General features: G+C 56.8%; 17 protein-coding genes and 4 tRNA genes. 5 read left to right on the top strand and 16 right to left on the bottom strand.

What is annotated here, in order from left to right; all coding sequences use genetic code 11:
- Positions 1-200: 200 nt before the first annotated feature.
- Both ACZM8Y_RS12935 and ACZM8Y_RS12930 read left to right on the top strand, forming a co-directional pair.
- Positions 201-1,769: a helix-turn-helix transcriptional regulator gene (locus ACZM8Y_RS12935; RefSeq protein ID WP_479859763.1), complete on the top strand. Its 1,569-nt coding sequence runs from the start codon at positions 201-203 to the stop codon at positions 1,767-1,769.
- A gap of 561 nt (positions 1,770-2,330) precedes the next feature.
- On the top strand, positions 2,331-2,576 hold the full coding sequence (locus ACZM8Y_RS12930) for a hypothetical protein (RefSeq protein ID WP_337431693.1): 246 nt from the start codon (positions 2,331-2,333) through the stop codon (positions 2,574-2,576).
- Between the two features lie 486 nt (positions 2,577-3,062).
- Here the strand turns inward: ACZM8Y_RS12930 and ACZM8Y_RS12925 are convergent, their stop codons facing one another.
- The 5 genes from ACZM8Y_RS12925 to ACZM8Y_RS12905 form a co-directional block, all read right to left on the bottom strand.
- On the bottom strand, positions 3,063-4,844 hold the full coding sequence (locus ACZM8Y_RS12925; protein WP_482331859.1) for a DEAD/DEAH box helicase: 1,782 nt from the start codon (positions 4,842-4,844) through the stop codon (positions 3,063-3,065).
- A 429-nt stretch (positions 4,845-5,273) separates the two neighbouring features.
- Positions 5,274-5,348 (bottom strand) — tRNA-Gly (locus ACZM8Y_RS12920).
- A gap of 16 nt (positions 5,349-5,364) precedes the next feature.
- Positions 5,365-5,439, bottom strand: a tRNA-Gly gene (locus tag ACZM8Y_RS12915).
- A 5-nt stretch (positions 5,440-5,444) separates the two neighbouring features.
- A tRNA-Cys gene (locus ACZM8Y_RS12910) sits at positions 5,445-5,519 on the bottom strand.
- A 14-nt stretch (positions 5,520-5,533) separates the two neighbouring features.
- Positions 5,534-5,608, bottom strand: a tRNA-Gly gene (locus ACZM8Y_RS12905).
- Between the two features lie 283 nt (positions 5,609-5,891).
- Between ACZM8Y_RS12905 and ACZM8Y_RS12900 the strand changes: the two genes are divergently transcribed.
- Positions 5,892-6,827 carry a YceI family protein gene (locus ACZM8Y_RS12900; RefSeq protein ID WP_479860019.1) on the top strand — a complete coding sequence of 312 codons (936 nt, stop codon included), beginning with the start codon at positions 5,892-5,894 and terminating at the stop codon, positions 6,825-6,827.
- 59 nt (positions 6,828-6,886) lie between these two features.
- On the opposite strand, the gene ACZM8Y_RS12895 is transcribed toward ACZM8Y_RS12900, so the two are convergent.
- From ACZM8Y_RS12895 to ACZM8Y_RS12850, 10 genes are all read right to left on the bottom strand, one after another.
- Complete coding sequence (locus ACZM8Y_RS12895; RefSeq protein WP_479860018.1) at positions 6,887-7,423, bottom strand: hypothetical protein; 537 nt, start codon at positions 7,421-7,423, stop codon at positions 6,887-6,889.
- Between the two features lie 286 nt (positions 7,424-7,709).
- Positions 7,710-8,789 (bottom strand): ABC transporter substrate-binding protein, encoded by a 1,080-nt coding sequence (locus tag ACZM8Y_RS12890; protein WP_302553670.1) that lies wholly within the window; start codon positions 8,787-8,789, stop codon positions 7,710-7,712.
- A gap of 100 nt (positions 8,790-8,889) precedes the next feature.
- Positions 8,890-9,969 carry an ABC transporter substrate-binding protein gene (locus ACZM8Y_RS12885; RefSeq protein ID WP_302553669.1) on the bottom strand — a complete coding sequence of 360 codons (1,080 nt, stop codon included), beginning with the start codon at positions 9,967-9,969 and terminating at the stop codon, positions 8,890-8,892.
- 93 nt (positions 9,970-10,062) lie between these two features.
- Positions 10,063-10,449, bottom strand: a complete 387-nt coding sequence (locus ACZM8Y_RS12880; protein WP_302553668.1) for a heme transporter — start codon at positions 10,447-10,449, stop codon at positions 10,063-10,065.
- A gap of 1 nt (position 10,450) precedes the next feature.
- A complete protein-coding gene (locus ACZM8Y_RS12875) occupies positions 10,451-11,230 on the bottom strand; it encodes an ABC transporter ATP-binding protein (RefSeq protein ID WP_009380730.1) in 780 nt (259 codons plus the stop codon).
- 24 nt (positions 11,231-11,254) lie between these two features.
- On the bottom strand, positions 11,255-12,097 hold the full coding sequence (locus ACZM8Y_RS12870; RefSeq protein ID WP_302553667.1) for an ABC transporter permease: 843 nt from the start codon (positions 12,095-12,097) through the stop codon (positions 11,255-11,257).
- Positions 12,098-12,102: 5 nt separating this feature from the next.
- The gene (locus tag ACZM8Y_RS12865; RefSeq protein ID WP_337430667.1) at positions 12,103-12,897 is read right to left on the bottom strand and encodes an ABC transporter permease; all 795 of its coding nucleotides are present in this window, start codon (positions 12,895-12,897) and stop codon (positions 12,103-12,105) included.
- Positions 12,898-12,953: 56 nt separating this feature from the next.
- Positions 12,954-13,709, bottom strand: coding sequence for an ABC transporter ATP-binding protein (locus ACZM8Y_RS12860; protein ID WP_302553665.1), 756 nt, complete (start codon positions 13,707-13,709; stop codon positions 12,954-12,956).
- A gap of 708 nt (positions 13,710-14,417) precedes the next feature.
- Entirely contained in the window at positions 14,418-16,223 is a 1,806-nt protein-coding gene (locus ACZM8Y_RS12855; protein ID WP_308770898.1) for a sigma-54 dependent transcriptional regulator, read from the bottom strand.
- Positions 16,210-19,608 (bottom strand): response regulator, encoded by a 3,399-nt coding sequence (locus ACZM8Y_RS12850; RefSeq protein ID WP_337430669.1) that lies wholly within the window; start codon positions 19,606-19,608, stop codon positions 16,210-16,212. Before ACZM8Y_RS12850 ends, ACZM8Y_RS12855 begins: the two co-directional genes overlap by 14 nt.
- 153 nt (positions 19,609-19,761) lie before the next feature.
- Between ACZM8Y_RS12850 and ACZM8Y_RS12845 the strand changes: the two genes are divergently transcribed.
- Positions 19,762-20,232 (top strand): YbaK/EbsC family protein, encoded by a 471-nt coding sequence (locus ACZM8Y_RS12845; protein WP_337430670.1) that lies wholly within the window; start codon positions 19,762-19,764, stop codon positions 20,230-20,232.
- A gap of 144 nt (positions 20,233-20,376) precedes the next feature.
- On the opposite strand, the gene ACZM8Y_RS12840 is transcribed toward ACZM8Y_RS12845, so the two are convergent.
- On the bottom strand, positions 20,377-20,685 hold the full coding sequence (locus ACZM8Y_RS12840; protein WP_308771985.1) for a hypothetical protein: 309 nt from the start codon (positions 20,683-20,685) through the stop codon (positions 20,377-20,379).
- A gap of 78 nt (positions 20,686-20,763) precedes the next feature.
- Here ACZM8Y_RS12840 and ACZM8Y_RS12835 point away from each other — a divergent pair, with 78 nt between their 5' ends.
- The gene (locus ACZM8Y_RS12835; protein WP_482331899.1) at positions 20,764-21,126 is read left to right on the top strand and encodes a hypothetical protein; all 363 of its coding nucleotides are present in this window, start codon (positions 20,764-20,766) and stop codon (positions 21,124-21,126) included.
- The last annotated feature ends 764 nt before the right edge of the window (positions 21,127-21,890 follow it).

The raw sequence follows: 21,890 nt of genomic DNA, 5'->3' as shown, positions 1-21,890 counted from the left end.
TCGTCTGGGCGTTCGCTGCGGGGTATGGCAAAGAAGTCAAAATTCTTTTTCACGCCGCGCCTGTTTTTTGACTTTTTGTTTGAAATCGCTGTCTTCCGTGAAAATGGATGACAAAAATCTGCTTGGCGGATCAGTGTCCTTTTTATGGTCGGTTCAGGCCGGAAGGTGACGCCTGAGCATGCCGTCGTATTGGAGTCCATGTGAAAAAAGGCATATTTGACCCATCAGGGGGAAGCTCCGCGGATGAAGGTTTTTGGCCTTCGGATGCCCGTACCGTGCAGGCATTGCTCTGTACGGCATTGTTGACCGCGCTGTTTTTTTCATGGCTTTGGCAGGCGTTCCGTCTGTACAGCTATCCGGGGCTTGTGCCTTACAATGACGAGGCCGGGGAGCTGTTTCACCTGCCGCTGTTCACGGGGCTCGCGCTGCTTGCCTACGGCCTCCGGCTGCGGTTCCGTTTTGCGGAACAGGAATCATGCCAAGGGTATGTCATCCCTGTCTTGGGAAGTACGCGCTTACGGCGCAGGCTTGTGACGCTGCTGCTGATGTGGACGCCGGTTTTGTTGATGGTTACGCCGGTTTCCAATGAGCTTTCAGGCTGGGTGCGTTCTGGCAGTTGGGCCGTCAGCGCCCTTGCCGGGGTAGGGGCCGGCATCGCAGCCTGCCGCATTGGCCTGGCGCTCTGCCGGTTTTCCGGGGGGCAGCTTGTCCTGGGCCTTGGGCTGGCGAGTATCCTCGCGCCGATATGCAATTATCTTGTCCTGTTGTGCCCAGAACCGTATTGGGTGATCCCCGCGTTGCTTTTCCCCGCCCTGTTTGCCTTGCTGCCTTCCTTGTATCCCAACACCTCTGCGGAAGAGGGAAAACATGCCTATCCCTTTTCCCGTATCCCCCTGTTCCTGTGGTGTGGGTGCCTGCTTACGGCATTCAGTGAAAGCGCTTACTACAATCTGTATGGTGCGCTTGAGCCGGTCATGCCCGGGCCAAGCCTGGGCGTGCTTTCCCTTGTGGTCTTGGGAGGGCTGTCGGCGTTGCTGGTGCTTGGGCAAGCCCACCGTTCCCCAATCTGGTACGCTTTTTTGCTTGTCATCCCGGTACTGGTCGTGGGCTATACCGCGTGGCCGCTGCTGCACAGGGAATCGCCCGGCCTCTCGCTTGGCGGTTTGCTGTTCGGTTATACCTTGCTGAACATTTATATGATGACGGCATTTCTGCACACGGTTTCGTACCGTAAAGGTACGCGCAGGCTAGAGTTGCTGGCCTGTGGGGTAGGGGGCATCGCGCTGGCGTCTTGGGTGGGAAGCCACAACAGCGGCTGGATTACGGAGAGCATTGCCCGAGGCGATTCGCTCAACTCGCTGTTCGCGTTTCAGGCTTTCGCCATTTTAGCGGGAAGCTTCATCTTTGTCGTCTATCTGGAAAAAGTGGGCTTTTTCCGTCTGGCGAAGGGTGAGCCGGCGGCTCCTGAGCGGGTGGCCGGACAAGCCCCAAGCACGCCGATGTCCTTGATGGATTGGCCAATCGAGGAGTTGGAGACGCATTTCCGTGATCTGGGGCTGACCCGGCAGCAGGCGATGATCGCCGCATTGCTGGCCCGCAAAACGCCGGATACGACGATTTGCGACAACCTGAACATTTCGCCGAGCACATTGAAGACCCACATACGGAACATTCACCGCCGCCTTGGGATCAGCAGCCGCCACGAGCTGGCGTGGCTGGTGACGGCGAACCCGGCGGGCATCGCCGAAACGCAGGGAGGCAGCCGTTAGCCGCGCGGCGTTCAGGCTGGCGGATGGCGAAACGTGCCGTTGGCCGCTCAGGAAGGGCGGTTGAAGCTGAGGAGGCGTTCTTTGGGGAACGCCTTTTTTGCGTGCATAAGGTTCTAGATTGTGTCGTCAATGAGATATAATTTATGGCTCTATTATGTATGTGGTTGCTTCATCTCCACAGTGCGGTGAAAATACAGCCTTTTTATCCGGTTTTCCCCTTGGCGTGAGCTACGGCTAAGGCATTTTTCCGGTTATCCCTTTGGAACTTCAAGGAAAAAAGTATCAACCATTTTCTATAACACAGCCTAATTTATTGAAAGTATTTAACTGTTTTTAAATTGTGAGGAGATTGTTTTCAATAATTTAAAATAATTGCATGTAAAATGACGACACAACCTAACGAGCCTTTTGAGAAGGCGGCCCAAAGTGGAAGCTGGAGGTGGCCCGTATTTCCTTTATTACGGGCTGTGTATATATCGGGCCGTGGGGCAGTACTCTGGAAGGCGGCTTGAAAACGGCCCGTTCCCCGCGTAAGGGAACACTAAACGAAGGGGGGGATATATGCAGTTTGAAGAAGCTCTTTCGCTTGCCGGGAAGGGGGAACTGATCACCCGGCCCGGATATGGCGTTTCTTTTGCGGCGATTCGGGAAGGGCGGGCTGTGTATGGGCATTTTATCGGGGAAACCGGCTTTGCCGATGTGCGCGCATACGTTTTTACGGACGAAGACAAGAGTGCTGCGGATTGGGAACGTTTTGCCCGTGTCCTCCCCGATGCCTGGGAAGGCTGTGATGTGCCGAATGGGTAAACCGTGAGGTGAGGTACTTGTACCACGCTGTCCCCGTTTTCCGCTGGCCAATCAGGAGTCTGGAGTAATCGTAGGATGCGTTCTTTCTTTCTTTCTTTCTCTCTCTCTCTCTCTCTCTCTCTCTCTTCTGAACGGCGCCACAGTGTGCTATGATGAAGGCCGTGTGTCTGCGGGGATGATTGGCGGACGAAAGCCTCGGCACGGGGCATATGTATGGAAAAGGCCCGGAGAAATACCCTCCGGGCCTCTTGCAGGCATGAGATTTACGAGAAGGCGGACGGCTAATATAAGCCGTGTCCTGCGGATGACTTGGGGACAGCCCATAATTGCGATAACGGGAAAAATCCGCGTATTTTTCGCTGCTGGCTGTTTGTCCCTGCCCGGTTTTCGAGTCTCCGTCATCAGGGCCTCGGCAGATCCCCATCCAGAAAAAGGGTAGGGAACCTGTCGGGCCAGCGGGCTGCATCCCGGAAGGGGAAGCCCTCTTTACCGTGATTCGCCATAGGCTTTCCTGCCCAAGGTGGCTCCCCGTGGTTTTTTGCCGAATTTGCCGGAGCGCTGGCGGCGCGGGCCGGGGGCGAAGGGTTTGCGGGGGTGCGGGCTGCCCGTCTCATCGGCGGCCTTCGCCGACACCTTCACCCCGCTTATGAACACGCCCTTGTTGAGTGTGGCCAGCACATGCGCGGCCAGTTCGGCGGATATTTCCACGATGCTGAAGTTGTTCTGAATATCGATGGCGCCGACGCTCCGTCCGGGGATGCCGCTTTCGCCGGTTATGGCGCCCACCAATGCGCGGGGGGTGACGTCATGCACCCGCCCCACATCAATGTGGAGCCTGGACATGGGGCCGGATTCCTGCCTGCGGGAAAGCGGCTGCATCTTGCCTTTTGATTTCGCTTGGGCACTTTTGGCGGGGCGCTGCGGTTCCGCCAGCTCATCCACTTCACCGACATTGTCCTGATTCCCAAAGTCCCGCTGCATCAACAACTTGAGCAGGGCCGCCGAAATATCACGGCTGGAAACATCGCCATCCGGGAAGTGTTCGGTCTGGAAATCCTCTACCAGTACCCGCCAGCGATCCAGAGGGCACTCGGCCAAGGTTTGCCGGACTTCATCCAACAGCTTGGAAGTGCGGATGTTGTTGACGTCACGCAGGGTCGGCAGTTGGCCCGGCTGGATGCGGGCCTTGGTATAGCGGATGATTTCGCGGATCTTGTACTGTTCGCGTACCGTGACGAAGGTAAAGGCCTTGCCTTCGCGGCCCGCGCGGCCAGTACGCCCGATCCGGTGTACATAGCCTTCCACATCGTGGGGGATGTCATAGTTGATCACCGCGTCCACGTCGTCCACGTCAATCCCGCGTGCGGCTACATCCGTCGCCACCAGGATCTCAATGCCGTCGGTACGGAAACGGTTCATCACCCGATCCCGCTGGGTCTGGTTCATGTCGCCATGCAGCCCGTCGGCCTGATAGCCGCGCTGCTGCAAGTGTACGGTTATCTCGTCCACGCTGCGTTTGGTGGCGCAGAATACCAGAGCCTTGCGGAACCCCTGCGAGTCCAGCACGCGGCACAAGGCGTCCATCTTCTGGTATGGGCGGACTTCGTAGTAGACTTGTTCGATGGCGGGGACCGTGAGCATCTTGTGGGCGATGGTCAGCATCTCCGGCTCGCGCAGGAACCGCTTGCTCAATTCACGGATGGGCTGGGGCATGGTTGCGGAGAACAGAACCCGTTGGCAGTCCGCCGGGCTTTGTTCCAAAATCAGCTCTATATCCTCGCGGAAACCCATGTCCAGCATTTCGTCGGCCTCGTCCAGCACGACAATCCGCGCATCGCCCAAGCGCAGCGTGCCGCGCTGCAAGTGATCGATAACCCGGCCCGGCGTGCCTACGACCACCTGCGCGCCCTTGGCAAGCGCCCGAAGCTGGCGTTCGATGGGCTGACCTCCGTAAATGGGCAAAACAGAAACGCCCCGTTTGTGTACGGCCAGTTTGCTCAGTTCTTCGGATACCTGAATGGCCAGCTCGCGCGTAGGGCAAAGCACCAACGCCTGCACGCCCTTGCCGGAAGTGAGCTTTTCCAGGATGGGCAGGCCGAACGCCGCCGTTTTGCCTGTTCCGGTCTGCGCCTGCCCCACGGCATCCTTTCCCGTCAGCAGTGCCGGGATAGCCAAAACCTGAATGGGAGAGGGCTCTTCAAACCCCAAATCTTCAACGGCTTTCAAAAGTTCTTGGGACAATCCCAGTTCTGTAAACGATGCGGTCATGATGTTCCTGTAGGTAAAAGAGCAAAACGGGAGGAAACGCGGCCTCATTGCTTTGGAAGCGCAATAACCGTGAGTTCCAATACATGCTTAGAAGGTGGAAACAAAGGCACTCCGTGAGGGACGGGGTGCGGCAAAATACCGTGTGGGAAACGGAGGGAGTCTGTTTTCCAATGGAGCCGATGGTGATGTGGCCTCTTTGGGGTTGGCATTTCAGCGTACGGATGCCTCCATGAACCGGAAAGAGACTTCCTTTTTTCTCCCGCAACATCCGCTGAATAAGGAATCGCTGAAGCCTGACTCATGGAAGTATTTCCGGTTTTTTTGGGGGCCGGGCGGCTGATCAAGGCCCGGAAAAGGCCCATTGGCGGCACAGCGGCAGGCCGCATAAGAAAAGGGGTTACATCATATGATGCAACCCCTTAAATTTTCTGGAGCGGGAAACGGGATTTGAACCCGCGACCTTCAGCTTGGGAAGCTGACACTCTACCGCTGAGTTACTCCCGCAATGCGGTGTAAAAAATGGAGCGGGAGACGGGATTTGAACCCGCGACTTCAACCTTGGCAAGGTTGCACTCTACCACTGAGTTACTCCCGCTCAAATGGAGGCGACGTCCGGATTTGAACCGGAGGATGGAGGTTTTGCAGACCTCTGCCTTACCACTTGGCTACGTCGCCTTGAGCGTGTTTGTTGGAGCGGGAGACGGGATTTGAACCCGCGACTTCAACCTTGGCAAGGTTGCACTCTACCACTGAGTTACTCCCGCTCAACGAAGAGAAGGTTTACCGTCGAACCCCGTTTCTGTCAAGCGTTGTTTTTCAAAAAACACATATTTCTTTCCTTTCTTTTTTGCATGGCGCTTAACATGCTGAGGATGTTGCTGCTTTGCCGGGAACGCTCAGGAGAGGCTTTTCCGCATCCAAAGCCAAAGGGTAGCGATCGGGCTGCCGTCCACCGCACTGCCCGTCTTTTGGGGGCGGGCAGTGCGCGGGTAATCATTGAGGAGAAGAGGCCCGCGCCATATTTTGAAGGAAAAAGAGGATTGCCGCATGCAGCAGATACGTACCGTTTCCATAGGCGAGGTGCAAATGTTCCTTCAAAACCACCCGGAAGGCTTCCTTATTGATGTGCTGCCCTCTGAGTTCCACGCCCGGCGGCATATCCCCGGTTCATCCGGCGTCTGCGTCTTTGAAACGGCGTTTCAGGAGAAGATGCGGGCTCTGGTGCCGGATATGGACGCGCCGCTCTTGTTATACGGAGCGGGAGGCTCTTGGGACAGTACCGTTGCCGCTGAAAAACTACAGCGCGAAGGCTATAGGGACATCAGCCTGTTTGCCGGGGGGCTTGAGGCTTGGAGGGAAGCCGGGCTTCCTCTCGAAGGCGATGGAGTGGATTCCCCCGTGCAGGATGATATTCCCTTGCCGAACTTCAAGGAGTATATGCTTATCCCCGAAAGGAGCTTTATCCAATGGGCGTGCCATAACAATATCCACAGCCATGACGGGACGCTTTCCGTGCGCGGCGGGGAGCTCAGGTTCCCACACGGCCCGCAAGGGGAGGGGAAAGGATTTTTGACGGTGGACATGAACGGCATCGCCTGCCGGGATCTCGCACAGGATGAGATGTTGCCCGTCCTGATTGCCCATTTGAAATCCCTCGATTTTTTTGACGTCATGGCCTACCCCACAGCACACTTGGATATCCTGTCGCTGATGCCCATTACAGGGGCCACCGTGACGGGGCGTACGCATCGGCTGCAAGGGCGGCTCAGCGTGCTGCGGACTGAACGGGCCATCGAGTGCGATGCGGAACTGCGGAACCTGCCGGATGGGGAACTCAGCATGTTCTGCCAGTTGGTTTGGGACAGGACACTTTGGGGCGTGCGCTATGGTTCGGCGCGTTTCTACCGTTTTCTGGGGATGCACAGTGTCGATGACAACATTGGCCTTAGCGTGAGGCTGTTTTTCCGTTCCCAGAAGGGATAAATCAACACTGACGATAAAAACAGGGACAGGATCGCCATGTGACGATCCTGTCCCTCTTTTCAGCGGCCCGGATGATACTGGCCGTCGTCAAAGCCGCGGCGCTTCAATTCTTCGGGGCGGTACTGCCCATCATCGTAGCGGGGTCGGGGATGGCGATCATATTGATGCGCTTTCCGCCGTTCCCGTTCCCACCGTTCCCTGTCGTGCTTTTTCCCCGGATGGCTGCGGTTCCGGTCGTTCCATTTGCGGTCCTTGTGATCCCTGTTGTCCCAATGCTGGCCGTTACGCCGGGCTTGCTCCCTTTCCATGCGGCGCTGCTCACGGATCATGCGCTCCTGTTCCTTGCGCATTTTCTGTTGCTGGTAACGATCCTCGGCACGGTGCATCCTTTCGCGCTGCTCAAGTTGGCGCTGTTGCCGCATCTGTTCCCGGTGGTCGTCCCTGTCGGCTACGAGAGCCTCCAATCCAGAGGAATGCGCCGGGACGGAGAAATCCAGCGCGTGCGGCAGAAAAGCGCTGGGGGCGGAGGCATAGGCGTTGCTCAGGACCAAGCAGGCCAGCAGCGTCCCGGCACAAAGGCATGTAATGTGTTTCATGGGCTTTTCCTCAAATCTCTCGTCAGTGCTGTTTGAAAGGCCGCCCTTCCGAGGGACGCCATACGCAACAGAGGCGTGGGGGCCCCGCAGGGTGGGATACGTATCTTCTATACGCCACTTTCCCGGCGTTGCAAGCGTACGGAAAGTTTTTGTGAATACAAATGATTAACTGAACGGGGAGGGAGAGCGGGAGGAGGGAGAAGCCGCGGCAAGGGGAGGAAGCGCAAGGCTGACAGGAAAGAACGGAAACGGCTTCCGGCCTTTTCTGCCAGCCCTTGTTCCTCTGCTACTTATAGGAAGGAAGAGGCGTCTTGATGAGTTTCAGGAACTTGTCGGTGACATAGGAGCTGTTTTCAACCTTCTTCAGCTCATCCTGCGAAATCCTGCCGATGGCCGCAAAGAACTGGGCCAAATCGCCCTGCCAGCTCTGGGCTTGGCTGGGGCCTTCGGAGGCGTCGAACATCTGGAGCTGTTCTTCCAGATTGAACACCGGATGGTTCTTGAGATCCATTTCGGCGAGATCCTTGCTGTAGTCGGTACCGGCCCAGTCAACGTAGAAGCGCAGGTATTCCGGCAGCAGCTTGTCCATCGGCTCATTCTTCATCATGTCGATGGCGCGCATGTAGATGCTCAGGAACTTCGCGGTGGCTTCGGGGTTCTTGTCGGCGAACTCGCGGTCGGCAACGATGACGATGGGAAGGCCGCGGTAGCAGTCATGCGGCGTGCTGGCTACTTTCCAGCCGCGTTTTTCGCCCACGTAGGTGAGGGGCGCCCACAGGGTCACGATGTCGCCGATGCCGTATTCAAACGCGGCGAGCGCGGACGCCTGATCCATATTCTTGATGGTCACGTCCTTTTCGGTCAGGCCAAGGGCCTTGAGCCACGAGCTCAGGGCAAAGTGGGCCGAGGAAACGGTCGTGCAGAGGACGGTTTTGCCCTTCACGCTTTCGGGGGTGCCGTACACGTTCGGGTAGCTCTTGTTATAGCCCTTGGTCTTCATGATCGGGCTGTCGGGGCGAACCATGACGGCGTTGACCATCGCCTCGTCGTTGCAGTTGGCAATGACGTAGGTGTCATGGCGCAGGGCGCCCATGAGGGCGGGAATCGCTCCCATGCCGCCGAAGACCCATGTCTTGGCGGGCAGGGTGCTGAGGGCGTCCATGCCGGAGCTGAAGTAGAGCAGTTCGACGTCGAGGCCCACTTCCTTGTCCCATCCCTTCTGCTTGGCATACCAGATGGGGAATGTCTCCTGAGCGCCCATCCATGCGGTGGGGATTTTCTGGAGCTCGGCGGCGCCTGCCGTGCCCACATAGGCCACGCAGAGGACGGCAGCGCAGAGGCCGCGAAACCATTTTTTGACGTTCATATGAATGTTCTCCTGTACGTTGGGAAGTAGGGGCAGAAGCGGGGTAGAAAGCTCTGGAGAGTCTTCTACCCCGCAATGTTAATCTACACCTTGCTCAAGCTTACTTGTAGCTGGGGATGGGGGTCTTGACCAACTTCAGGTACTTGTCGGTGGCGTAGGAGCCGCTTTCGACCTTCTTGAGTTCGTCCTTGTTGATGCTGCCCACACCGGCGAAGAACTTCGCGATGTCGCTTTGCCACTTCTGAGCGGTGCTCGCACCCTTGGAGGCGTCAAACAGGGCAAGCTGTTCTTCCAGGTTGTAGACGGGGTGCGTCTTGAGGTCGGTCAGAGACAGTTCGGGGGAATAGTTCTTGCCGGCCCATTCGAGGAAGAAGCGCTGATAGTCGGGCACGAGGGATTCCAGGGGTTCCTTCTGCAGCATGTTGACGGCGCGCATGTAGATGCCGAGGAATTTCGCGACGACTTCAGGGTTCTTTTCGGCGTAGGCGGTGTCGGCGATCAGGACGATCGGGTTACCGACCTTACACATATGCAGGTCGCCGGCGATCTTCCAGCCCTTTTCCTGACCGGCGTACATGTGGGGGGCCCACAGAGCCACGCCGTCGCCGATGCCGTTGTCAAAAGCGGCCAGAGCCTGAGCCTGATCCATGTTCTTAATGGTGATGTCCTTGTCCGTCAGGCCCAGAACCTTGAGCCAAGAGCTCAGGGCATAGTGGGCGGAGGAAACCGTCGTGGTCAGGAAGGTTTTGCCCTTCACGGTGTCGGGGTTGCCGAGCACTTCGGGGAAGTCCTTGTTATAACCCTTTACCTTGGCAATCGGGTTGTCGGGACGGACGAGCACGGAGTTGGTCATGGATTCGTCGTTGCCGATGGCGATGACGGAGGTGCCGTAACGCAGGTTGCCCATCATGGCCGGAACGGCGCCCATGCCAGCGAAAACCCAAGAGCCGGACGGGAGGGCGTTCAGAATATCCATGCCGGAACCGAAGTACTGGATGTCGATGTCGAGACCAGCTTCTTTATCCCAGCCCTTTTCTTTCGCGTACCAGATCAGGAAGGTTTCGTGTTCGTCCATCCAAGCGGTGGGTACTTTGGTGAGCTTTTCAGCGAAAGCCATGCCGGCGAGCGAAACGCAAAATGCGGCAGCGAGAAAAGCACTGATGAGTTTCTTGAAACGCATACCTGTTCCTCCAAGTTGAAATGTACTGAGGAAAATCCCTCTACCCTTATCATTATACATGTCGGGGCATGCACGATGATCGTATTTTGGACGTCAGCGGGACGTCCCTGCGGCGGCCTTTTCAGCATCTTCAACCGTCGCCTTGCGGACGGCCTGAACATGCCGGGTGCGGATGCGGAAAGCGCAGAACTGCAGCCCGCAGCCGATTCCCGCCAACCCTATCGCGAGCGCCGTTCCCAGATGGAAATACAAGGCGGCCGCGGCGAGGATGCACAATGCGAAGCTGGCGAGCCTGAGATACAGGAGCTTCCTGTATATCTCCCCGGTGTGTTCCCAAGGGGCGTCGTCATACTGGCGCTGCGCATCGTTTTGTTCCTGCGGGGCCTTGCCCGAACAGCGTCGGACAAAGCCCTGCACCGACCACCAGACCAGACCTGCGCACAGGGTGCCGATGATGAGGCTGACGGTGGTCGTTTCCATATTACAGTACCAGAGCCGTGTTGTCGGTGATGACGGAGCGGAGCTTCAACAGCTCCATGCTGGTGTGCTCGCGGGGGCGGGGAAGATCGATCATGTATTCGGTCTTGATGCTCCCCGGAAGCTTGCCTTCCATCAGGATGATGCGGTCGCCGAGGAACAGGGCCTCGTCGATGTTGTTGGTGACGAAGATGACGGTACGCTTTTCCTGTTCCCAGATGCGCGCGGTCTCCTTCTGCATGAACATACGGGTCTGGGCGTCCAACTGTCCGAAAGGCTCGTCAAGGAGCATGATGTTCGGGGAGTTCGCATAGGCGCGGGCGATGCCCACGCGCTGCTTCATACCGCCGGACAACTGATGCGGGTAGTGCTTTTCAAAGCCGGTCAGCCCCACCATGTCGATGTAGTGCTGCGCAATCTCGTGCCGCTCGTTGGCGGGGATATTGCGGAGCTTGAGGCCCAGTTCCACGTTATCACGAACGTTTTTCCATGCAAAGAGCATGTACCCCTGGAAGACGATGCCGCGGTCGGGGCCGGGGCCGGTAATGGGCTGGCCGTCAAGCGTCACAAATCCGGTGTCGGGCGTTTCCAGCCCGGCGAAGATCTTCAGCAGCGTGGACTTGCCGCACTGACCGGGGCCGAGGATGACCAGAAACTCGTTTTCATACACATCAAGAGTGACGTCGCGGATGACGGGGACTTCCTGATTGCCCTTCTGAATGAAGGTCTTGCTGACGTTTTCACAGCGGAGTTTGAGTTTCGGTTCGCAGTTGCAGGTGGTCATATGCTTTCCTTTCTCAAGCTGTGCTTAGAGGTTTTCAATGGTGCGCTTCCAAGGGCAGAGCTTGCCTTCGAGGAGCGTGACCAGCAGAGAGGTTCCATAAGCCGCTGCCGCGATGAGGACCATGCCGCCGAGCACGAGGGTGGGCTGGTGGGTGTCCATGCCGCGCTTGATAAGGAAGCCCATGCCGTCGCGGGAGTTCATCAGTTCGGCGGCCAGAACGCAGGTCCAAGCGGAGCTGAGGGAGATCTGGAGGCCGGCGAAGACTGCGGGGAACGACGCGGGGAAGCATACGTGGAAGATTTCATCCCGGCGCGAGCCGCCGAGGACGCGGATAACGTCATACAGGTCGGGGTCAACGAGGCGCACGCCGTTGTACGCGTTGAGCAGACAAGGGACGAACGTGCCGATGATGATGATGAACACCTTGGACATTTCGCCGATGCCGAACCACAGGATGGCGATGGACACCCAAGCGATGGGCGGCATGGGCTTGAACAGGTCGAACAGGGGCTTCACAATCGCGTTGACGTACTTGTTCAGGGCCATGAACAGGCCGAGGGGCACGGCGACGATGCTGGCGCTGACGAAGCCGATGAGCACGCGCTGGGTACTGGCCCAAATGTGGCCCAGAAGGTTGGTGCCGGCGAACTTCATATAGGTCAGGCGGTACAGCTGATCCACCACTTCCATCGGACGGGCCAGAGAGTCGCGGAAGATCTTCTCTTTCGCCACGTAGTCCCACAGGGCGAGGAACAGGACGATGGAAACCACGTTGAGGAAATACTTGTTGGTAATGAACTTGTAAAAGCTGAACGGTTCGCGGTTTTTGGAGTGGTCGACGGTTTCGTTGGCGATAGAACTGGTCATGCCGCTTACCTCCTGATGCCAGCCAGCAGTTTCTTTTCAACCTGGTCGATGATGAAGCCGATGACTGCACCGGACAGACCCACGCAAATCATGCCGAGGACGATGATGTCGGGACGGCCGAGACGTCCACCCATAGTGATGAGGAAGCCGAGGCCGGAGTCGGCGGCCAGCAGTTCCGCGGCCACAAGGTTGGTCCAGCAGTAGGCCAGAGCGAGCTGCAGGGCGCCGAACACCATGGGAAGGGCGGACGGGATGCAGAGCTGCGTGAAAATCTGCCAGTTGTTGGCGCCATATGTGCGGGCCATCTGGATAAGGGTCGGGTTGGTCATGCGCACGCCGACGTAGGAGTTGATGACGCAAGGCACGATGCCCGCGATCCAGATGATGAACACCTTACCGGCAAGGCCGATGCCGAACCAGAAAACGGTAAGCGGAATCCACGCGATGGGGGGGATGGGGCGGATGAGTTCAAAGATCGGGCGGAACAGACCTTCAACCACATTGAACCAGCCCATAGCCAACCCAAGCGGGATGCCTACGACGAGCGAGAGCACATACCCGATGAAGGCTTCCTGAATGGATGTCCACGCGTGCGTCGCCATGACGGCGCCGTCGGGGTTGGGGTTGCTGAGTTTGTCGATGAACGCGGCGAACACCTGTGAGGGCGATGCCAGCAACGTATTCGGAATGATCCCTGTACGCACCACGCCTTCCCAGAAGGCGAAAAAGATGATGATGCTTATGTAGGGAAGGATGGTCAGAAGCAATGGCTGTTTGACGCTTACTTCTTTGTAGGCCATGAGTCACATCCTCGTGTCTGTGCTGCGTTAGAGAGGCGGGCCTCGTCTAACCTGGGTTACCACCAACGGATCAGTTCGGTGACTTGCTTGCGCAGCTCCACGAACTTGGGATCGATCAGGTTACGGGGGCGGGGGAGATCCACGGGGATTTCCGCCTTGATCTTGGTGGGCTTGTTGGTCAGCACCAGAATACGTTCGGCAACGTAAACCGCTTCTTCGATGTTGTGCGTCACGAACAGAACGGTACTGTTGAGCTTTCTCCAGATGTTGACCAGCTCGTCCTCAAGGTAGAAACGCAGCTTGACGTCGAGCTGTCCATACGGTTCGTCCATCAGCAGCAGGTCGGGATTCACGGCGAACGCCCTCGAAACGGCGATGCGCTGCATCATACTGGCGGAAACCTGGTTGGGATACAGATCGGCACAGGAAGACAGGCCGACGAGATCCATGATTTGGGTCGCGCGCGCTTCACGCTCCTCCTTGCCGACGCCCTTGACTTCCATGCCGTAGGCCACATTTTCGCGGACGGTACGCCAAGGCAGACAGGTCGGTTCCTGAAACACATACGAGATGTTGTGCTTCTTGGGGTTCGCTTCTTCCCCATCAATGAGGATTTCGCCCTCAGTGGTGGGCATCAGCTTGGACAGGGTGTTCAAGAAGGTGGTTTTGCCGCAGCCCGTAGGGCCGACGATGGCAAGGAGCTCGCCTTCTTTGATGTTGAAGTTGATCCCATCGAGGACGGTCAGATCCCCAAACCGTTTTGTGAGGTTATTCACCTGAATCTTGATGCGTGATTCTGGGGTGGTGGGCACTGGTGGCTCCTTTGTCTTTTTTCAAGGCGAACACGCTGGTGCCGCCTCCTAGGGAGGAACGCGCTTTGGCCAATTCATGGACCTCGTACGCTAGTCCATACATTGGCTGAAGCGCCGCCTCTGGATCCTTTCTGGAGGCGATACGCCGGCAAGGGATTGCTCCCTCACAAGTTGCACTTTCGGCTCCAATCTTGTTCTCTAATGAGCAAAGATGGTGCCAGAAGCTGGGCGCGATCCTCAAAAACAGCCCGCCGTCTCTGGTTCTGGAGTAAAGAAGGCTTTTATTTGAGGGGAATAGGGATGATGCCGAAGAGAAGAAAAAAAGTAAAAAAGTTCCGCTTCATCAGAGGTTGCCTTGATGCCCCGGAAAAATAGGATCAAAATGTCCCAAAAAGGGAATGGAGGGGATTTTTTTTGGGACAAAAATTTCCCAAATTATAACATATTGTATTTCAATGTATTATTCTGTTGGGATGCGGTACGGGCGATACGCTCTCGCTATGGTTGGGAAAAAAATCCCGTATAATAAACCGTGATTGGGATAAAAAGCACGAATAGGGCCGCCGCTGGAAACGCCCATCACCAAAAAGGGCATGAAAAAATGGGACAGAAATGCGACATTTTTTCACTGGCCCCAAAACAGGAAAGCGCCTCCCTTTCTGCTGAGGGAGGCGCTCTGACAGGGGCGGGGAGTGCAGCGCGCGGGCGCTATTCCTTTTCCAAGCCGAAGTCTTTCATTTTCCTGAACAAGGTACGCCTGTCCATACCGAGGCTGTCCGCCGTCGGGCCGCGTTTCCAGTTGTTTTTTTTCAAGGCATTCAGCAGGTAGACCTTCTCAAAACGGGAAAGCGCTTCCGCCAGCGTCAGGGAATCTTCCGGGGGCTCGGAGGCGGCCGCCTGTGCGGTGGCCTCGCCGATGATCGTATCACCCAGGCGCGCCGTCCCCAGGCTCAGGTACTGGTAGAGCACATTTTGCAGCTCACGGACATTGCCGGGCCAGTCATAGAGCATGAACGCGTGCAGCATCTCGCTGTCCATGTACTCGAAACGCTTGTTGCTCGGATAGGCCTTCAGGAAATGCTCCACCAGCAGGGGGATGTCCGACTTGCGTTCCCGCAGCGGCGGGAGGTGGATGGGGATGACGTGGATGCGGTAGTAGAAGTCGCGGCGCATGGCCCCTTCATTGACGCGCTCAAGGAGATCCCGGTTCGTGGCCGCGATGATGCGCACATTCGGGCGGTGGATCTGGGAGCCGCCGACGGGCGTAAATCCGCCGTGCTCAATGGCGCGGAGCAGCTTCACCTGCCCCATGAGGCTGATTTCCCCTAGCTCGTCGAGGAAAAGCGTACCCCCGTCGGCCTGATCCAGATACCCTTTCTTGTCGGCCGTCGCGCCGGTAAACGCGCCTTTCTTGTAGCCGAACAGCTCGCTTTCAAAGAGGCTTTCGGGGATGGCCCCGCAGTTGACCGCCACAAAGGGCTGCTGATACCGGGAGCTGCCGTCGTGGATGGCCCGGGCCGCCAGTTCCTTGCCTGTCCCCGATTCGCCGTAAACGACCACGTTGTCGTCCACGGCCGCCGCTTTGGCGATGAGGTCGAAGACGGCGGTGATCTGCGGCGAATTGCCCACGATGTCGCCTGAACATCGGGCTTTGAGGCGCTCACGCAGCTCCTTGTTTTCCTGCCGGATCGTGTTGTCCTGCTTCTGCTTTTCGGTCACGTCGTTGATGAAGCCTTCGACGAGGAGGGGCGCCTGTTCCCCGGATCCTTCGGCATGGACGCCCGCGCCTTGCTCCCAGACCCATTTTTCCTCATTCCACGAGGTGATGATCCGATAGGTCAGTTCAAACGGCTCTTTCTTCCTGAGCGCGTTTTCCAGCGTTTCCGAAACGTGTTCCCTGTCGTCCGGGTGGACGAGGGCAAGCAGGCCCATCCCGTCCGGCCCCATGAAGTGCTCCGGCGTGTACCCGGTAAGGCGTGTAACCCCTTGGCTGACGAAGCGGACTTTCCGATCCGGCGAATGCTCGCCCTGATAGGCGAGGCCGGGAAGGTTGTTCATCAGGGTTTCAAGCTGGCGGCTTTTCTCGTGCAGCTCCATCCCGATGAGCATGTTGTGGCTTTCGAGCTCCTCCCGGAGGCGCTTGTTGGTGATGTGCGTGCGGACGCGGGCCAGCACTTCATCGGCATGGAAAGGCTTGGTCACATAGTCGACGCCGCCGACTTCAAACCCGCGGTGCTTCTGGCCGGGCGACTCCATCACGGACAGGAAGATCACCGGGATGCCCTCGGTCTTTTTGTCCGCCTTGAGGCGCTGGCAGACTTCAAAGCCGTCCATCTCAGGCATGAGGATGTCCAGCAGGATGAGATCGGGATGGTGGCTGAAGGCCAAATCCAGCGCGCGCTTTCCGTTTTTGGCGATGATGAGGAAATAGTCCTGTTCGAGGGTCTGGACCAGGATGTCCAGATTGACGGGATCGTCATCCACGACCAGAACGACAGGCTTATTGGGCTGCATCGGAAGGCTCCGTACTTGGGGCGCTGCTCAAGAACAGGGAAGGGCGGATCCTTTCCAAAACGGTCAGAGCAGCTTCATAGTCATAATTGTCCACATGCATTTTCAGGGTGTGGAGTAAGGGATATTCGTCCGCATTGCAAATCACCAGCAGGCTGCCCAAGGCGATGCGGATGCGCCCGGGCGCGGCCTGCTGGAGCGCCTCGACCAGATCATTATAATAAGCGCCCAATTTGGCGATGTCGAGTTTGGGCTTGGAGGCGGTGGCCGAGGGGCCGTCCGCGTTTTTCGTTTCCTTGTCCGACGGGCACAGCTTCGCGGCGGCCTCAAGGACATCGCCGAGGGCCTCTTCCAGTTCGGGCAGCAAGGCGGCGAGCGGCCTGCCTTGGAGCGTGGACAAGGCGGCATTGGGGTAGCCCTTGTCCAACTGCGATTGCGCTTCCAGTTCCAGCGTGCGGGCCGCGTCCCGCAAATGCAGCGCGCCGAGGTTGGCCGAGGCCCCTTTGAGGGCGTGCGCCCGTTCACGGAGGGATTCCCAATCATGGGTGCGGACGGCATGGCGGAAGAGGGCGGCATCCTGCGCGTGGTTCCTGGCGAAACTTTGCAGGATGGTGGGGTACTGCTGCGGCGACAGGCCTGTCTGGATCACGGTTTCAGGCGAGAAGCAGGGGGGCAGGAATGCCCACGATTCCGCATCGGGCAAGGAAGGCCGTGCCTGCTCTTCCGCCTGCGCTTCCGGAACCCGGTAGTACTCAGGGAGCAGGCTGTGGATGGTGTCGAAGAGCAGCGCCTGTTTGAACGGCTTGGAAAGGTACGCGTCCATTCCCGCATCCAGACAGCGCTGCTTGTCGGACTGCATGGCATGGGCCGTAAGCGCGACGACGGGCAGGACATAGCCGCGTTCCCGCATGATCTTGATGGTTTCGTAGCCGTCCATGTCCGGCATCTGGATGTCGAGGAACATGAGGTCGAAGGCTTCGCGCTCCAGCAGGGCAAGGGCTTCGATGCCGTTGCCGGCCATCTTGATGCGGGCGTGGGTTTCTTCGAGCAGTATGGACATGATCTCCTGATTGACGGGGTTGTCCTCGGCCACGAGGATGCGGACGTCCGACAGATCCGGCGTCACCGGCGACTGCGCCGGGCGCGGCTCCCTGAAGCCCGCTTTTTTCCGATCAAACAGCTTGCGGAGGGTGGAGCGGACGCAGCGCACGGTAATGGCCGGTATGACCTCGACGGGATAGGGCTTGTCCTTGAGTTCGGAGATGGCGAGGCCTTCCCTTGGGCCGCCCACAAGCACGAGCGGGACCGGGGCGGCGCAGCGCAATTGGAGTTCCGCCGCAAGGCGCAGGGCCGGGGGACAGTCCCCATCGCCGAGAAGACGATCGATGATGATGAAATCCGGCCTGAGCGGTTTTTTCCCCAGCGAGGCGAGGACGGAAAGCGGGCCCACCCTGCTGGCGACATGGCTTTGGCATCGGATGCCGAGGGCCTCCAGCGTGCGGCGCATGACCCGGACGCCCGTATCCGACGAGCTGACCACGACCGCCTGCAGATCCATAAAGGTATTGCCGCCGAGCACCTCCACCTGCTCCTGAAGCGCCAGCCGTATGGAGAACGCGAATGTGCTTCCTTGCCCGACTTCCGATTCGACCCAGATTTCCCCGCCCATGTTTTCGACCATATACCGGGCGATGCTCAGGCCGAGGCCCGTGCCGCCGTGCCGCCGGGTCAGCGAGGAGTCGGCCTGTTTGAACGGCTGGAACAGTTGCGGCAGTTGATCCGGGGCGATGCCGACGCCGGTGTCGTGCACGAAGAACAGGAATTGCGCCTTGTTCTGGTTTTCGGAAAGATGGAGGTTGCCGCCGTGCCGGACTTGCAGATGGATGCGCCCGCCCGGAGGCGTGAATTTGACGGCGTTGCCCATCAGGTTGGTCAGGATCTGCTGCAAGCGCCCCGCATCGCCGAGAAGCGCCAGCGGCGTGGAAGGATCGATGTCGATCAGGCATTCCAGCTCGCGCGCCATGCTGCCGCGCATGGTCATATCGCAAACGCGCAGGATCACTTCATCAAGCATGAACGGGGCGGTGTCCGTGTCCATTTCGCCCGCTTCGATCTTGGAGAAGTCCAGCGTGTCGTTGACGATGTCGAGCAGGGCGTAGGACAGATCCAGAATGGTGCGCTGGTGGTTGCGCGGCAGCGGGTTGTTTTTCAGGTAGGCCAATTCGGTAAAGGAAATGATGCCGTGCAGCGGCGTGCGGATCTCGTGGCTGATGTTGGCGAGGAAACGGCTTTTGGCTTCCGTGGCGGCGTCGGCTGCTTTCATGGCCTGCTGGAGCTCGGTGTTGAGGCGCTGGAGATCTTCGGCCTTGGCGCTTTTTTCCAGTTCGGCGGCCAGCCGCTTGGTACGTTCCTCAACCTTGCGGCGGAGCTGGAAGTTCCAGAAAATAATCAGCAGCAGGACGGACAGGACGACTTCAATGCCGAGCAGGCTTATCCAGAATGTGCGCGGGGGAAGATGGAACGACGGCTGGCGGCTGAGCCAGCGGCTGTTGATGAGCTCCCTTTCGGGGGGCTGGATCTGGTAGAGGGCTTTGTCAAGGATGCTGTGCAGTTCGGGCCAGTCCGAGCGCACGCCGATGGACAGGCCGCTCTGGGCGGGGATGGTCGAGGTTGCCTGAAGCCGCAGATGCGCGTTGTCTTCCAGCTTGGGGAGGACGCTGGCCTTATAGTCGACCAGCGCATCGGAATGCCCGGACATGACCCGGAACAGCCCTTGCAGCGGATTGCTGACGGGGTCAAGAATGATGCCGGGGTAGCGGTTTTCAAGGTAATTGTGCCAGTAATGCCTGTAGACGACGGAAACCCGTTTTCCGGCGAGCTCCTTGAGGCTGGTGGTGTGCTGCGCGTTTTCGCGGATCACAATGATGCCGGGGAGCGGGGTATGGGGGCGGGTAAGGCGCAGGTTGGCGTCGGCGGCGAGCGTCGGCTCCACCATGGCGAACAAATCCGTCCGCCACTGCTTGGCGTCTTCGAGCGCCGTGGCCCAGTTGGATTGCGGCTCTATACGGAACTGGACCCCGATGATGCGGGAAAGGAGCCGCAGATAGTCAAGGCTGATGCCCGAATAGGCGTTGAGCTGCTTGGGATCGGACAACGGGATGAAGGCCGGGGTCATGCTTACGCTGATGACGGGGTGTTCATCTATCCACGTCTGTTCTTTGGGGGTGAACAGTTGAGGCATGGCCGTCATGGGCGAGAGCATGCTGATGGACGACTCCAGCGACGGGAGATAGCTGTCGTCCGGCGCGTCCTTCGTGACCAGCAGCACGTGCCCTGTAAACAGGATGAATATGACGAGTATGGTGCCGAGGAAAACAAAAATACGCATAAACGTCTCGTAAGGAAAACGGCTCGGGAGAAAGCGCCAGTATGGCAGAGATGCGCGGCAAGGTCGAGAGGGCATCTTGTCGTTGCGCCTCCGGTTGACTATGGTGGCGGGGCGTGTTTTCAAGCCCGGCACAGCTATGAGAAGGATGGGACAATGCGTATTGATGAAGTGAAGAAACAGCTTGAGGCTTTCGGCGTTCTTGGCGGCTACCGCGAATTCGCCACGTCCAGCGCCACTGTCGAACTGGCGGCTGTCGCAGCCGGATGCGAACCCGGACGCATCGCCAAAACACTGTCATTTAAGACGGCTGAAGGGCCCATCGTGATTGTGGTGATGGGCACGGCACGGATCGACAACCGGAAATTCAAGGATCAATTTAAGGAAAAGGCGAAGTTCCCGCAGGGGGAGGAAGTGGAGTCCCTCATCGGGCACCCCATCGGCGGGGTTTGCCCTTTTGCGGTAAACAAGGGGGTACGGATTTTCCTTGATCGCAGCCTCAAGGCCTTTGACCCGGTTTATCCTGCGGCGGGGGCCCCGAACAATGCGGTGTGCCTTTCGCTCGCCGATTTGGAACGGGTAACCGGCGGGACATGGATTGATGTCTGTAAGCAAGAGGCCGAGTAGGCCGCTTTGCCGACAGCCCGCGCATGAGAAAAGCCAATCCGTATGGATTGGCTTTTCTCATATTATGGGCTTCAGCCTGTTGAGGGCGCGAGGCGGCCGAAACAACAACCCACCCGTTATGAGGGAGATTTATTGTTTTGGCGCTTACTCGGTAAGCGTCTTAGGATCAATATTGTATTTGCGGATCTTGGACCACAGCGTGCTTGTGTTCAGTCCAAGCAGGCTTGCGGCCCCATCAGGCCCGGCAATTTTCCCATTGGCCTTTGTGATGGCCAACTTGATATGCTCGATGATGATGGCGTCAAGCGTGGGGAAGGCATCCCCGTTTGCTGAGGAATCGTACCGTTCTATAATGCTCTTGGCCACCGAGGGGGATTTTTCCGCAATGAAAGACTGCTTCAGCGCGTTGATGTCGTTATAAAGAAGAATACTATTGAAGGTGTCTATAAGCATCGGCTGTATGAATGAACATATATCGATGTCTTCTTGTGAGAACCTATTCTTTCCGATGCTGTATATGGACATGTAAATATGAATGTCTTCAAGGACATGGTGTTTGATAGGAATATAGATGCTGGAGGACTCTTCGTTGTTGAAAAGGCTGTTCCTGAATTCAGAAAAGACGCAGGATTCCTCCCCCGTAAAGTTCCTTATGGAGTGGACGTCTCCGGTAAAGAAATTGTCTTCCACATACATACGGTTGAGAATATCTTCCGGTATGATGACTTGATCCGGGAAAGGCGCTTTTATGTAGTTGACATGCTCGGCTACCTTAAAAAGGGTATCTTTTTCAAAAAAGCAGATATATGCGGCGGATACAGGCATATACCGCTTGAGGAAAGAGGATACTTTCCGTGTAAAGTCCGATATGCAGGACGATTCAAAAATGGTTGAAAAGAAGACGGAAAAGAGTTCTTCAGGCCTATGGTTCATGGTCGCCTCTTTGTCTTTCAGCACTGCTTATGCCTAAAACATATTTTGAATAAAACGAAAAGAGAATCGTTTCCCAAATCTTTTTCACATTCAACAAATGGTTTTAGAGATTTTTTATATTAAACAAGAGAGTAGGATTGTCAAAGCGTTAAATAAAACATATATAGAGATAGGGTTCTATATAAAGAATTTTATTGCAATATTCGTTGTATTTGCTGTATCTTGGTATAACCACTGATGAAATATGTATTTTCCGAAAAATATGAGTACTGCCCGTTTCCGCATAGGCAAAGATGAAAGCAAAACAAATACTGTTTCAAACGGATACTATTACGTACAAGGCATCTTTAGAAAATTTGTTTTCTACGGTAATGTAATAGTGTTGATTTGAATTATAGGGTTGTATATGATGGTATTTGTCTGTGTATAGAAAATTTTTATAGAGAAAATATATCATAGAGATATTGTGGATAGATTCACAATAAAAATTGTGAATATTATAAAATTATTGGTATGTGTTAGGCAATAAAAAAGTGGTTTTCATATATTCGTACTTTTTATGAGGAATTGTGTTAAATTAAAAGGAATATGGCAAATAGAAAATCAATATGTATTAAAAATAATAGAGGGTGTCAACTAAATAATGACGCAATATCTTTCCAGCTTCCATTGACATGGAATCTGGCAAAAAGTGCCATTGTCAGGTCTACCATTTCAAGAGTTTT

The sequence above is a fragment of the Bilophila sp. genome (assembly GCF_057864385.1).
The sequence above is the reverse complement of the archived record's forward strand: the minus strand, read 5'-3'. Positions and strand labels throughout refer to the sequence as shown.